At 46.3% G+C, this 13,308-nt stretch carries 12 protein-coding genes; 1 reads left to right on the forward strand and 11 read right to left on the reverse strand.

What is annotated here, in order from left to right:
- Positions 1-131: 131 nt before the first annotated feature.
- From B5G33_RS06940 to B5G33_RS06990, 11 genes are all read right to left on the reverse strand, one after another.
- Positions 132-632 carry a tRNA (cytidine(34)-2'-O)-methyltransferase gene (locus B5G33_RS06940; protein ID WP_087271854.1) on the reverse strand — a complete coding sequence of 167 codons (501 nt, stop codon included), beginning with the start codon at positions 630-632 and terminating at the stop codon, positions 132-134.
- Between the two features lie 14 nt (positions 633-646).
- The gene (locus tag B5G33_RS06945; protein WP_087417161.1) at positions 647-1,633 is read right to left on the reverse strand and encodes an AIR synthase family protein; all 987 of its coding nucleotides are present in this window, start codon (positions 1,631-1,633) and stop codon (positions 647-649) included.
- Positions 1,634-1,798: 165 nt separating this feature from the next.
- Positions 1,799-2,509 (reverse strand): 3'-5' exonuclease, encoded by a 711-nt coding sequence (locus B5G33_RS06950; RefSeq protein WP_087417162.1) that lies wholly within the window; start codon positions 2,507-2,509, stop codon positions 1,799-1,801.
- Positions 2,506-3,162 carry an endonuclease III gene (nth, locus tag B5G33_RS06955; protein ID WP_087271844.1) on the reverse strand — a complete coding sequence of 219 codons (657 nt, stop codon included), beginning with the start codon at positions 3,160-3,162 and terminating at the stop codon, positions 2,506-2,508. Before nth ends, B5G33_RS06950 begins: the two co-directional genes overlap by 4 nt.
- 22 nt (positions 3,163-3,184) lie before the next feature.
- The gene (locus tag B5G33_RS06960) at positions 3,185-4,921 is read right to left on the reverse strand and encodes a B12-binding domain-containing radical SAM protein (RefSeq protein WP_087417163.1); all 1,737 of its coding nucleotides are present in this window, start codon (positions 4,919-4,921) and stop codon (positions 3,185-3,187) included.
- A gap of 26 nt (positions 4,922-4,947) precedes the next feature.
- Positions 4,948-6,939 (reverse strand): ferrous iron transport protein B, encoded by a 1,992-nt coding sequence (gene feoB / locus B5G33_RS06965; RefSeq protein ID WP_087417164.1) that lies wholly within the window; start codon positions 6,937-6,939, stop codon positions 4,948-4,950.
- Positions 6,929-7,162, reverse strand: coding sequence for a FeoA family protein (locus tag B5G33_RS06970; RefSeq protein WP_087271834.1), 234 nt, complete (start codon positions 7,160-7,162; stop codon positions 6,929-6,931). Before B5G33_RS06970 ends, feoB begins: the two co-directional genes overlap by 11 nt.
- Before the next feature lie 31 nt (positions 7,163-7,193).
- Positions 7,194-8,561, reverse strand: a complete 1,368-nt coding sequence (locus B5G33_RS06975) for an MATE family efflux transporter (RefSeq protein ID WP_334293386.1) — start codon at positions 8,559-8,561, stop codon at positions 7,194-7,196.
- Positions 8,562-8,581: 20 nt separating this feature from the next.
- Positions 8,582-9,415 carry a diaminopimelate epimerase gene (gene dapF / locus B5G33_RS06980; RefSeq protein WP_087271830.1) on the reverse strand — a complete coding sequence of 278 codons (834 nt, stop codon included), beginning with the start codon at positions 9,413-9,415 and terminating at the stop codon, positions 8,582-8,584.
- A 163-nt stretch (positions 9,416-9,578) separates the two neighbouring features.
- Positions 9,579-10,532: a 4Fe-4S binding protein gene (locus tag B5G33_RS06985; RefSeq protein ID WP_087271827.1), complete on the reverse strand. Its 954-nt coding sequence runs from the start codon at positions 10,530-10,532 to the stop codon at positions 9,579-9,581.
- A gap of 24 nt (positions 10,533-10,556) precedes the next feature.
- Complete coding sequence (locus B5G33_RS06990; RefSeq protein ID WP_087417165.1) at positions 10,557-12,194, reverse strand: FAD-dependent oxidoreductase; 1,638 nt, start codon at positions 12,192-12,194, stop codon at positions 10,557-10,559.
- 142 nt (positions 12,195-12,336) lie between these two features.
- Between B5G33_RS06990 and B5G33_RS06995 the strand changes: the two genes are divergently transcribed.
- Complete coding sequence (locus B5G33_RS06995; protein ID WP_087417166.1) at positions 12,337-13,260, forward strand: LysR family transcriptional regulator; 924 nt, start codon at positions 12,337-12,339, stop codon at positions 13,258-13,260.
- Positions 13,261-13,308 lie beyond the last annotated feature (48 nt).

Consider the following 13,308-nt stretch of genomic DNA (forward strand, 5'->3'; position numbering starts at 1 on the left):
ATATGTCAGAAATATTTATACATTTTATGCGAATTCGTCGAGCACTGCTTTGAGACCATAGGCTCAAAGCGGCGCAGACTGAGCAAGAAAATGTATAAATATTCTCGATTTTGATTAATGCAGCAGCTCCTTTATTTCCACTGATATTTTGTCAAATGTCCTTCCAGCTGCATATGGTCGAAACGATTCTGCCGCAGAGCCTCATAAAGGACAATGGCCACAGAGTTGCTGAGATTCAGCGAACGGATATCCCCTATCATGGGAATCCGGATAGCAGTCTCCTGGTTCTCCAAAAGGATTTCCTCGGGAATCCCGGCGCTTTCCTTTCCGAACATAATATAGCAGTCCTCTTCGTAATGAACCTCTGTGTAAATCTGAGGGGCTTTGGTCGTAGCCATATAAATCTTTGCCCCGGGATTTTTTTCCAGGAAATCCTGGTAGTTCAGATAAGTGGTCACATCCAGGTCTTTCCAGTAGTCCATCCCTGCTCTTTTAATAGCCTTCTCATTCAGCCTGAATCCTAAAGGCTCTATAAGATGAAGTCTGGTTCCTGTAGCCACACAGGTCCTGCCGATATTTCCTGTGTTGGCAGGAATTTCCGGCTCATACAGTACAATATTCAACTTTGCCATTTTTTCTTCCTCTGTTACTGATAGATTTTGTAGAGTTCATCGCTCTGAGGCTTATCCAGGTATCTGGTGTCTTCACCATTTCTCAGTATCCTGTCATTTCCTTCAGTAGCTTTCCCAACTACGGAGGCAGGGATTCCTGCCTGCTTCAGTTTCTCTGCCAGGCCGTACCCGTCATCTGCAGCGATCATCATAGAACCGCTGGACATGAGGATATAAGGGTTCAGGCCCAGAGTCTCGCATACCTCTACGGTTTCCTGACGGATGGGAATTTTTTTCAGGTCAATGTCCAGGCCTACGCCGGAACCGCTTCCCATTTCCCAGAGAGCCCCGAAAACTCCTCCCTCAGTAATATCATGCATAGCAGAAATGCTCCACTCTCTTGCAATCCTGGCCTCAGGAAGCACAGAAAGATACTGGTCAAAATTCTTGGCAGTCTCTACAAAAGAAGGGGCGAATTTTTCCAGAAGCTCTGTTTCCTTTTCTTTTGCTGCTACAGATGTACCTTCCAGGCCAATCCACTTAGTGATCACAATATCCTGGCCAGGTCTTACAGCAGCTGTAGTCAGCACTCTGTTCTTTTTCATCTTTCCCACGCCAGTAAGCGAAATCAGCGGCTGCTTTACCACATGGGTAATCTCTGTGTGTCCGCCCATGACTTCCATGTTCAGCTCTTTACAGGCCCCTTCTACTCCCCGCATCATCTCTTTAAGTTCCTCTTCCCTGGTATCCGGAGTGAGAAGGATCGTCAGCATAACTCCCAGAGGGTCTGCTCCGGAAGCAGCCAGATCATTGGCTGTAATATGGACGCTGTGCCGTCCAATGTCCTTCGTAGTTCCGGTAATAGGGTCTGTAGAAAGTACAAAAACCTCTCCCTCTCCCAGTTCCACTACGGCGCAGTCCTGACCCACTGCAGGGCCTACCAGCACCTCATCTCTTCTGTGCTCTACCTCTTTCAAAACGGAACGTATCAGCATAGGTTCCGGTAATTTCCCAATTTTCATCTTCCAAACCTCCGTCTCCAGGGGCCCGCCCCCTGGTCTTACCTGTTGTTATTCCTACAACGCATATGCCGCCATGGGCACCACCATAGCCAGCACGATGATCACGGCCAGCACAGCTGCAAAAATCCGCTGCTTTTTAGAATCCTTTCTATTTCTCATATTCTCTTACCTCACAATCTTTCCATAAGTTCCCAGAATTGTATCGATCAGCCGGGAGGCTTCGTTTTTAGTCAGACTCTCCGGCTCTGTGTCAAGGTTTATTCTATGATATTTTACTAAATCCTGCAAGTAACGTTTTTGGGCCGGAGTAATAGGGCCCTGGCGCTTCACTTTGCAGATCAGTTCCTGATGGCAGAAAAGCTGGGGATTTTTCTCTTCAAACTCTTCCCTGAGCCTTTCATAAAGGCGGAAAGTAGTCAGAGCGTCCTCTAAGGCCCTGTGAGCTTCTTCCTGAGGAAGGTGGTAATACTGTCTCAGGTTCTGAAGACTTTTGCTCTCCAGGTCCGGCAGAAGATTTCTGGCAAGCTTCAGAGTATCCATACCCTTTTTCTCAAAATCCATGCCCATATTCACTGCACTATGCTTTACGAAGCTATAATCAAACATAATATTATGGCCCAGAAGAGGAAGTTCCCCGCAGAAATCCAGAAGGCCTTTCACTGCCTCCTGTCCAAAGGGTTTTCCCTCCACCATCCGGCTGCTGATACCGGTAAGCTCTGTGATCCTCTCCGGGATTTTCGTCTGCGGGTCCACCAAAGTAGCATAGGTCTCCTGTATCTGACCATCTCGGATCTTCACTGCTCCGATTTCAATGATCCTGTCCTTTTTCGGTTCCAGACCTGTAGTCTCCAGGTCCAGAGATACATATTCTCTCATGATTTTTTCCTGCTTTTCTTTTGCTTTTCTTTATACTCTGTACAATATTCTGTCAGGAAACATTCCTGGCATTTCGGGGACCTGGCAAAGCAGATCTGGCGCCCAAAAGTAATGATCTGGATATTGTAGAGGATCCAGTGGTCCTTTGGCAGCACCTTCATCAGCTCCATCTCTATCTTCTCCGGATCTGTTTCTTTTGTAAATCCCAGCCGCCTGGAAATCCTTTTAACATGGGTATCTACCACTATACTGGGCTCATGGAAAATATTTCCCCTGATCACATTGGCAGTTTTTCTCCCCACTCCGGGAAGGCTTACCAGGTCTTCCAGACTTTCCGGCACTTTCCCGTCAAACTCCAGGCAGATTTTCCTGGCACATCCAATAATATTCTTCGCCTTGTTATGATAGAATCCCGTAGGCTTGATATCCTGTTCCAGCTCTTCCAGGTCTGCCCTGGCGAAAGCCTCCATATCCGGATATTTCTGAAACAGGTCCTTGGTCACCACATTCACCCTGGCATCGGTACACTGGGCGCTGAGCATAGTGGCTACCAGAAGCTGTTCCGGGGTCTCATAATTTAAATAACATTTATATTCTCTGGTATAAACCTCATCCAGCCTGGCAAGAATCTCTTTTGTCCTTTTTGAAGCCATGATCCACCTCTTTCTCTGTTCCTTACAGTTCCACCAGAAAAGCCGCCGCATCCCAGGTCAGGGGGCTTCTCTTCTGATAATCAAAAAGCACCGGATAAATTCCCTCTTCCTTCTTTCCTTCTGCTACATTCCAGGAAAAAATTTCCAGGTGGGTCATTTTTTCCATCTGTCTGGAAGAATACTCTCGGTATCCGGAAAGATATCGAGGCCCTTCTTTTTCTCTCTCATAAAAAGCCTGAATCTTGTCTTTATAAGCCTTTCTCTCCGGCGCCCAGGAAGGTCTGGTCTTCATATTTTCCCTGGCGTAAAGGTCATAGACCATCAGCTGCCGGTAAAACTCCAGGCAGGAACTCCCTGCCGTTTCCAAAAATTCCAGAAGAATTTCATATCTGCGGATCCTGGAATGGGACAAAGTGTCATATCCTTTTTCCTCATAAAATTTCCCAAGTGCTTCATAGAAGGAAAATGGCTCCGGGAATTCTTGTACTGCGGCCTGTATGGTATGAGAAAACTGCCCGCTGTTGTAATAGATTTCCGTCATCTCTTCTACGCTTTTCAGGCGGATAATATCCTGATAGGAAAGCCACCGGGTTCCGAGAACTTCATAGGGTTCCCTGTCTTTATAGAGACAGCCGTAGTCTTGGGCCTTTTCATGCATATAAGAGCCCTTCAGGACTTTTAAAAATCCCAGCTGAAGCTGGTTTGGAGAAAGGGCATAGACCTCATTGAAAGATTTCCGGAAACTCTCATAGTCCTCCCAGGGAAGTCCTGCGATCAAGTCCAGATGCTGATGGATATTCCCTCCTTCATTCACTGCCAGTACATTGGCCGCGATCTTTTCAAAGGGAGCGTACCTGCGGATTTCCCGAAGGGTCTTTTCGTTGGTAGACTGAACTCCGATTTCCAGCTGTATCAGTCCGGGACGCATGGTCCTGATCAGCTCTATTTCCTTTTGAGTGAGAAGGTCGGCGCCAATCTCAAAGTGAAAATTCGTCACTCCATTGTCGTGTTCCTTAATATACTGCCATATTTCCAGGGCATGGCTCTCCCGGCAGTTAAAGGTCCTGTCTACAAATTTTACCTGAGGCACTTTACGCTCCAGAAAAATCTCCAGTTCCTTTTTTACCAGTTCCAGACTTTTAAACCGAAGTTTTTTGTCCACAGAAGACAGACAGTAGCTGCAGGAAAAAGGACAGCCTCTGCTGCTCTCATAGTACAGGATCTTATGAGCAAATAAAGACAGGTCTTCATAGGGAAATATCAGCCGGTCCATGTCCAGAACTTCCGGAAATCCGGTATTTACCAGGCTCTCCTTGTCCCGGAAACAGATTCCCGGAACAGTAGAAAGAGCAGGGCCATCTTCCAGCCCAGAGTTTACATAATATTTTACCAGATTCCGGAAAGTTTCTTCTCCCTCTCCCAGCATAACGCCAAAGACCTCCGGCATTTCCCTGAGAAAGTTCTCTGCATCATAGGATACTTCTGGTCCACCTGTCCAGATAACCGTGTCCGGCAGAATCTTATGAATATCTCTGATAAGTTCTTTCACATAAGAAATATTCCAGATATAACAGGAAAAACACAGAACCCTGGGGGCCCTGTGATATATATCCTTCAATATCTGGTCTTTTTCCTGATTAATCGTATATTCCCTCAGAGAAATCCTCTGAGAGAACTCCTGGCAGTAAGCCTTCAGGCTGTAGACTGCCAGGTTTGTATGAATATATTTTGCATTTACCGCTGCAAGAAGAATATCCATTTATTTCTCCTTCTATAAAAATTCTTTTACAGCCCCAGAAGGCTTCCCACCTGGAACACCAGCACTGCCGCAGCATAAGCCAGCAGGAGCTGGAAGACCACCATTTTCAATGTCCAGGAAGTAGAATGGGTCTCCTTCCTGACTGTAGCCAATGTAGCCACACAAGGGGTATACAGCAGGCAGAATACCATCAGCGCATAAGCGTTCAGGGGGCCAAACCCAATTGCTCCCAGAGCCTGGGAAAGAGTGGTCATTCCCTCAGGAGAACTGATATTATTGACTCCGTAAAGAACGGAAAAGCTGGAAATCACCACTTCTTTTGCGGAAAGTCCGGAAATCAGCGCCACTACGATCTGCCAGGTTCCCAGCCCTGCAGGTATCAGTACCGGAGCCAGGACTTTTCCGATCATAGCGCCGAAACTTGTAGTCACATCGCTGGTCATTCCCTGAAAATTATAGTTCAGGATAAACCAGATCACAATCGAAGCTACGAAGATTGTAGTTCCTGCTTTTGTGAGATAATCCTTTACCTTCTCCCACACATAAATCCGGATAGTCCTGGGATTTGGCACCTTGTAATCCGGCAGCTCAATAAGAAGAGGTATTTTTTTATCTGTTTTCCATACTTTCCCGATGATGAGAGCCAGAAGGATCGCCACGATCATTCCCAAAGCATAAAGGGAGAATGCCGCCACCATGGCGTATTTTCCAAAAAATACATCTGCAAACAGCACATAAATAGGCAGACGTGCAGAACAGGACATGAAAGGTGTAAGAAGGATGGTCTTCTTTCTGTCCTCCTCATTTTCCAGAGTTCTGGTGGCCATTACTGCCGGTACCGTACAGCCAAAGCCCAGTACCATAGGCAGAAAAGCTTTGCCGGACAGCCCCACTTTTCCCATGATCCCATCCATGACATAAGCCACTCTTGCCATATAGCCGCTGTCCTCCAGAAAAGCCAGGGCCAGAAACAGGATAAAGATATTTGGAAGGAAGGTCAGGATGCCGCCTACACCGGACATAATCCCGTCTACCACCAGTGAACAGACCCAGCCAGAAGCGCCCAGGGCTGTAAGAGCCGTTCTGGCTGCCTCAAAAGCCCAGTCAAGGCCCAGCTCAAAGACTCCCTTAACGGCATCTCCTACTGTAAAGGTCAGGAAAAATACCAGGGCCATAATACATAAAAACACGGGAACTCCTGCCACAGGGTGGGTCAGAATCCTGTCTGCCTTTTCTGTCATAGACTGACGGTTTCCTTTATAGAACACACACTCCTCTATGATTTCCTCAATATAGTTGTATTTTTCATTGATAATCTGCTTTTCATAGTTCTTATCTGCAATATCAGAAATGTCCACAGGCTGCTCTTCTATGATCTGCTCATCATTTTCCAGGATTTTGATGCTGTGCCACCGAAGATTTTTGCTTTCCGGATACTGCTTCTGTATCCGATTGCTGATTTCCTGGATTTTCTCCTCAATTTCCCGAGAATATTCCACTACAGGATCTGCTGTCTGTTCTTCATAATGGTGCTCTACTGCATGGAGAAGCACGTCCAGACCGGTACGCTTTCTGGCAGATACCGGCACTACAGGAATATTTCCCAACAGCTCCGGAAGACGATGAAGGTCAATCTCCATTCCCCGCTCTTCCACAATGTCCATCATATTCAGGGCAACTACCACAGGTTTTCCCAGTTCCAGAAGCTGGAGCGTCAGATACAGGTTTCGCTCCAGAGCCGAGGCATCCACCACGTCTACAATAATATCCACCTCATCTCCCAGGATTACCTTTCTGGAGACTTTTTCCTCCATGGAATAGGAAGTCAGACTGTAAATTCCGGGAAGGTCAATAAGACGCATTTTCCTGCCTTTGTATTCAGTCTCTCCCTCTTTTTTTTCTACTGTAACTCCCGGCCAGTTTGCCACTTTCAAATTTGCACCTGTATAGGCGTTAAAGAGTGTGGTCTTGCCGCAGTTGGGATTTCCCGCAAATCCTACACGTATCTCACTCTTCATCTGTAAGTTCCTCCACTTCTATTCCCTGGGCAATGTCATTTCCAAGAGCCCAGCGGCTGCCCCGGACTTTAATAATCGTTGCTCCATTTCTCTTCCGATTCAGCACCCGCACTCTGGTCCCTTCCAGGATACCCAGAGCCTCCAGCCGGCGGAGGATTTTTTCACTTTCCCGAACATTTGCCACCCGGAAGTCTTTTTCAATCGGTGTCTCATTTAATTTCATCCAGTGAACATCTCCAATCTTTTGTGACATTTTATCTGGTTACGTTCCGCAGCCAGCGGTAACTCTTATATCTCTGCAGTGAGAAAGGCACCTTAATCACCTCGTCACTGCACAGAAGGATATAAACCCATGGCATAGGGATTCCTATGACAAAGGCCCCCACTGCCGCTCCTAATATGGAGCAGAGCCACATAACCCCTACGTCCAGGAAAAGTCCGAATCTGGTATCTCCCCCTGCCCGGAGCACCCCTACTACGATAGTGCTGTTCAGAGACTGCCCGATCACATAATAGGACATGATAAGCATCATAGCCGTAAGATAGCTCTTGGCCAGAGGGGTCAATTTCAAAAACATGGGCAGCAGCGGAGAAATGGCTAATATTACCACAGCTCCTCCTATACCGCAGACAATGGACAGCTTTACAAAGCGGCTGCCATATTCCCTTGCCAGTTCTTCTTTCTTCTCTCCAATGGCTTTGCCGATCATAATAGCCGTAGCGCTGGAGATACCAAAGCCGATGACCATAGAAAGCTGCCGGCACACCTGAGCCACAGAATGAGCTGCTACCGCAGCACTTCCCAGATGGCCTACAATAGCAGAAATAGCTGCCATTCCTGCACCCCATGCCAGCTCATTTAAAAGTACGGGAAAAGCATAGGTAAAAAAGTCTCTTCCCAGAGCCTTGTCTTTTACAAAAAGATCCTTTATATGAATCTTCACCACGTCGTTCTTTTTCTGAGCATAGTACACTACTATGATAACTTCAATTGCTCTGGAAAGCAAGGTTCCCAGAGCAGCTCCTGCAGACCCCATTGCCGGCGCTCCCAGAAGACCAAAGATAAAAATGGAGTTCAGTATAATATTGGCGCAGAGAGAAACTCCATAGACCACTGTGGCAATGATCACCCGCTCAATGCTTCTGATGATATTCAGATATACATTCGTAAAGGCTGACAAAACATAGGAGAATCCTGCAATCCTCAGATAAGCTACTCCTTCTGCAATAACTGCCTGGTCTGAAGTAAAAATCAGCATCAGATACTGAGGAATAAAGATTGCTGCAGCTCCAAAAACAATGCCCGCTCCAATGGAAATACGAAAAGACATCCCCATAACCTTTTCAATTGTCCTGGTATCCTTTTTTCCCCAGTACTGGGCAGTGAGAACACAAGCTCCCGATGTCAGTCCGAAATACAGCAGGCTTAGGATAAAATACACCTGATTTGCAAGGGACACGCCTGAGAGAGCCGTCTCGCTTACCCTTCCCAGCATAATTACATCTGTAGAGGTCACCCCTACATTAATGAGATTCTGGACTGCCATAGGCATGACCAGCCGCAGAACATCCCGATAAAACCTTTTGTCTTCAATACTCGTCTTCTTTTTCATAAATGCCATCTTTTGTTTCCCATCGTCTCCTACAGTGTAATCTCCCCGTCAAAGACTACCTCTGCAGGGCCGGTCATATACACCAGATTTTCCTTTCTGTCCCAGAATATTTTCAGATCTCCTCCTAAAAGGTGCACCGTCACTTCATCATCTGTATAGCTGTTTAGCACACTGGCCACTGTAACGGCACATGCCCCTGTACCACAGGCCAGGGTCTCTCCGCTGCCTCTCTCCCAGACACGCATTTCTACAGTATTCCTGTCAATTACCCGGACAAATTCTGTATTTACACTTTCTGGAAAAGCTTTGTTCTTTTCAAAAAAAGGTCCCACTTCTTCAATCTTCAGATTTTTTACATCTTCCATATAGACCACTGCATGAGGATTTCCCATAGAAACTGCGGTCACCTCATAAATCTCCTGAGCCACATTCAAAGGCTGGCTGATTACCGGACTCTTGGAATAAATCATAGGAATCTTTCCTGTTTCCAGTATGGGAGAGCCCATATTTACACGGACTTCTTTCACCTTTCCCTCTTTTACAGTCAGATCCAGATATTTTATGCCGCTTTTTGTGTCCACAGAGATACTGGTCTTATCCGTAAGGCCATAATCATAGACATACTTTGCCACACAGCGGATGCCATTGCCGCACATAGCTCCCTGGCTTCCGTCTGCATTGTACATTTCCATCTCAAAATCTGCCTTTTCAGAAGGCTTTATGAGAATCAGGCCGTCAGAGCCAATACCAAAATGGCGGTCACTGACCTTCCTGGAAACTTCTGAGGGATTGTCTATCTTCTCTGTAAAGCAGTTTACATAAACATAGTCGTTACCGATACCGTGCATCTTTGTGAATTTCATATACCTACCTCCCGATTTCTGAATTTTCCAAAGGAAAAGAGGGCCTCTTTTCTTCAAGATACCCTCTTCTTTCTCTTTGCTTTATCATAGCAATCTGTATTTCATTTGTCAACGGGAGAACCATTCTTTTCCTCTGCCTACGGACAAGTTTTTCTGTCCTTTATCAGCAGGTAGCTCCTCCTGCTTCATGAAGCTTCGCTTCCAGGATTTCCTGCTTTCTGTCCAGGATATCATCTGAGAGGAGCTGGGCTTCTACACTTTCAAACCCCAGTCTGTCTACCGTCTCTGCAAAACGTTCTCCGGTCTTTCCCTGTTCTCTGTAAAGAAGGATGGCTTTTTCTACCAGTTTGAGGACTTCCTCTTTGGATGTAAAGATTTTATTCAGGGTCTTGCCCATGGAAATTTTCTTTCCCCATCTTCCTCCAATATAAACCTTATAGCCGTTTACCCCATCTTCAATAGCATCAAAATGGCAGCTTCCAATGCACCGTCCGCAGTTAATACATTTTTCCTTATCAATCTCCATCAAACCGTCTACAACTGCAGCAGCTCCTACTGGACAGGCTTTAACCACACCGCACTTCTTGCAGCCGTTGCAAAGGTCTTCATCATAATTTGGAACCATCTGTCCAATAATTCCCAGGTCGTTGAGGTTTGGCTTTACACAATTGTTTGGACATCCGCCTACAGCAATTTTGAATTTATGAGGCAGCTTTACTCCACGGTATCCCACATAAAACTTCTCATGGATTTCCTCGGAAAGGCCAAAGGTATCAATGAGTCCATACTGGCAGGTAGTACCCTTGCAGGATACTACCGGACGTACTTTAGAACCTGTTCCTCCTGTATCCAGTCCTGCCTCCTGGATAAATGCCCGGAATTCATCAATCTTCTCATAGGGAATCCCCTGGACTTCTACAGTAAGACGGGTTGTATATGTAACATTTCCATTGCCGAACTTTTTTGCAGCCTCGCCAATAGCAATCTGCTGGTCAGCAGTAATCTTTCCGTTTTTTGTGATAATCCTTCCGGAAAAATTGTCTGTTCCTTTATTGCTGAGAAAGCCCAGGGCTTTCACTCTCTTTTCATCCTCTTTGCTTACGGTAAGTGTTGCCATAAAAATTTCCTCCTATATTCTTTTTTATTCTTCTGTAGACAGCTCTGTGCCGTTAAAAGCAGTTCCGCCTTCCAGCACTTTGGTATTAGTATATCCGTAATATTTCAGCCGGTTCTGAAGGAGATAAGCCCGTTTTCCTTTGGTGCATACCAGAAGAAGCTTTTCCTCTTTATCATGTCCTGGAAGATCTCCTTCTACCTCTGCAGGATTGATAAACTCTGCTCCCTCAATGGCAGGAGCCATACCCGCATCCAAAATGGTATATCCTGCAGCCTTTCCTTCCTGGAATTCTGCAGGAGTAAAGGTATCCAGCTTGCCTTCCATCTTGTTGAGCAGCACGTTAATGGTATGACCAAAGGGATGAATGGCTGTAGAAAAAGGAGGAGCATAGGCGAAATCCAAGTCTCTCAGCTGATATACTGTTGCCTTCAGACTAATAGCTGTCACTGCAATATCTACCATTTTATCTACAGCACCTTTTCCCAGGACCTGGATACCCAAGAATTCTCCTGTAGTCCTGTCGGCAATCATCTTCACAATAAAATTGCCGGCACCTGGATAATAGTGGGCCTTATCATCAACCACTGTAGTCACTGTTATCACATCATGGCCTTCTGCCCTGGCTGTTTCTTCATTAAGACCGCTACGGCCTGCATTCAGTCCAGGCAATTTTACCACGCCGGTTCCCAGTACTCCCGGATAAGTCAGATCTGCTCCTGCAAGATTCTGGGCAGCGATCCTTCCTTCAATGTTAGCAGAAGAGCCCATAGGAGACCAGGCTCTCTTTCCGGTCATGCGGTTCGTGATCATTGCACAGTCTCCAAGAGCATAGATATCCGGATCATTTGTCCTGAGATGCTCGTCCACCAGAATCGTGCGGTTCGGAGCCAGCTCCAGTCCTGTTCCTTCCAGGAAAGCTGTATTGGCGCGGATTCCCAGAGACATGATAAGGGCGTCTGCCTTAATGGCCCTCCGTGAAGTCTTAACCTTCTCTACGCATTCCGTGCCTTCTACTCCCTCCAGTCTTGTATTAGTCATGACCATAATTCCATTATCTGCCAGATAATCCTCTACATATCCAGCCATTTCCGGATCAAATCCAGGCATGATATGAGGAGCCATGTCGATCACTGTAGTACGGACGCCTCTGTTCATAAGATTTTCTGCAACTTCCAGGCCGATAAATCCGCCGCCGGCAATGACTGCCCGCTTGATCCCGCCGGCTTCCACAGCTTTTCTCAGATCTTCTGCATCCTGAGGCGTACGCATAAAGAAAATATTCTTCAGCCCCATCCCTTCAATAGGCGGCGCAATGGGAGAAGCCCCTGTTGCAATGACCAGCTTGTCATAAGAATACTCTGCTGTTTCTCCTGTTTTAACATCTCTGGCCGTTACCTTCTTTTCTTCTCTGTTCAAAGCTGTAACTTCTATGCCAGTCTTCACCTCAGCGCCGGTAAGTTTAGCAAAAGACTGAGGCGTGTTTACAATGAGCTGGCTTCTCTCATGGATCACATCTCCCACGTAATAGGGAAGCCCGCAGCCGGCATAAGAAATATCTTCACTCTTCGTAAGGAGCAAAACTTCTGCCCCTCTGTTTTCTCTCTTCAGCTTTGCAGCTACCTTAGTACCTGCCGCCACACCGCCGATAATAAGAACCTTCATGCTTATTCTCCTCTTTTCTTCTGTTCTGTCTTATAGATAACTTTTCACTTGCCCTTATTATAGCACTTGCAATAGTATAAGAAAAGAAATATAATTTTATATAACTCATAGGTAAATCTTATAATGATACAGAGGAACTTTTATGACCATACGCCATCTGAAAATCTTCATTACCGTAGCGGACACCGGAAAAATGAGTTCTGCGGCAGAAAAACTCTACATATCCCAGCCCTCTGTCAGCCAGGCTATCCGAGAGCTTGAGGAGCATTACCAGACTCTGCTTTTTGAACGGCTTTCAAAAAAACTGTTTATCACAGAAGCCGGGAAACGGCTGTACAGCTATGCCAGACCTGTAGTAACCCAATTTGATCTGATAGAACAAAATATGGCCCAGGAAAGCCGGATACAACGTCTCCGCATCGGAGGCACCATTACTCTGGGAAGCAGTATCCTGTCCTATATGATCCGGGATCTGAAAAAATCCTGTCCCGATCTGGAGCTGTATTCTTATGTAAATAATACCAGGATTATTGAGCAGAAGCTGCTGAATATGGAGCTGGATGTGGCTATAGTGGAAGGGCAGATTAAAAGTCCGGATCTGGTATCCATTCCCATGGTCCAGGATATGCTGGTCCTGGTCTGCAGCGCAGACCACCCTTTTGCCGGAAAATCTGCGATTAAGGTAACAGAATTGAACGAGCAGCCTTTTGTTATGCGGGAATTCGGAAGCGGTACCAGAGAACTTTTTGAAACCTTTATCCATCGTCACCATCTTCATATCCGAACAGCCTTTGAGGAGACCACCCCCGACGGCATCCTTAATGCAGTAAAGATCAATGGCTGTCTGGCAGTGATTTCTCTGCGGCTGTTGGAGAAAGACCTGAAAGCTCATAAGGTCTATGTCTTTACCAGCTCCAGCCATGAATGGAACCGGCAGTTCAGTTTTGTCTACCATAAAGACAAGTTCCTTTCGGGCCCTATCCTGAAGCTTCAGGAAATTGTGAAAAGTTATGATAATATTGATTATCTTCACTCCCTGACCGGGGGAGTCCTTATAGACGGATAAAACAAAACCCCGCTGCATAAACAACGGGGTTTTTCCTCTGGGAAACTG

This window comes from Blautia sp. An81 (genome assembly GCF_002161285.1).
In the GTDB taxonomy this organism is placed as follows: Bacteria; Bacillota; Clostridia; order Lachnospirales; family Lachnospiraceae; genus Blautia; species Blautia ornithocaccae.

Excerpts from the sequence above, each read along its gene's own strand:
- feoB (WP_087417164.1), bottom strand. The coding sequence starts at position 6,939 with ATGAAGAGTGAGATACGTGTAGGATTTGCGGGAAATCCCAACTGCGGC.
- B5G33_RS06950 (WP_087417162.1), bottom strand. The coding sequence starts at position 2,509 with ATGAGAGAATATGTATCTCTGGACCTGGAGACTACAGGTCTGGAACCG.
- B5G33_RS06985 (WP_087271827.1), bottom strand. The coding sequence starts at position 10,532 with ATGGCAACACTTACCGTAAGCAAAGAGGATGAAAAGAGAGTGAAAGCC.
- B5G33_RS06995 (WP_087417166.1), top strand. The coding sequence starts at position 12,337 with ATGACCATACGCCATCTGAAAATCTTCATTACCGTAGCGGACACCGGA.
- nth (WP_087271844.1), bottom strand. The coding sequence starts at position 3,162 with ATGGCTTCAAAAAGGACAAAAGAGATTCTTGCCAGGCTGGATGAGGTT.
- B5G33_RS06940 (WP_087271854.1), bottom strand. The coding sequence starts at position 632 with ATGGCAAAGTTGAATATTGTACTGTATGAGCCGGAAATTCCTGCCAAC.
- dapF (WP_087271830.1), bottom strand. The coding sequence starts at position 9,415 with ATGAAATTCACAAAGATGCACGGTATCGGTAACGACTATGTTTATGTA.
- B5G33_RS06975 (WP_334293386.1), bottom strand. The coding sequence starts at position 8,561 with ATGGCATTTATGAAAAAGAAGACGAGTATTGAAGACAAAAGGTTTTAT.
- B5G33_RS06990 (WP_087417165.1), bottom strand. The coding sequence starts at position 12,194 with ATGAAGGTTCTTATTATCGGCGGTGTGGCGGCAGGTACTAAGGTAGCT.
- B5G33_RS06945 (WP_087417161.1), bottom strand. The coding sequence starts at position 1,633 with ATGAAAATTGGGAAATTACCGGAACCTATGCTGATACGTTCCGTTTTG.
- B5G33_RS06970 (WP_087271834.1), bottom strand. The coding sequence starts at position 7,162 with ATGAAATTAAATGAGACACCGATTGAAAAAGACTTCCGGGTGGCAAAT.
- B5G33_RS06960 (WP_087417163.1), bottom strand. The coding sequence starts at position 4,921 with ATGGATATTCTTCTTGCAGCGGTAAATGCAAAATATATTCATACAAAC.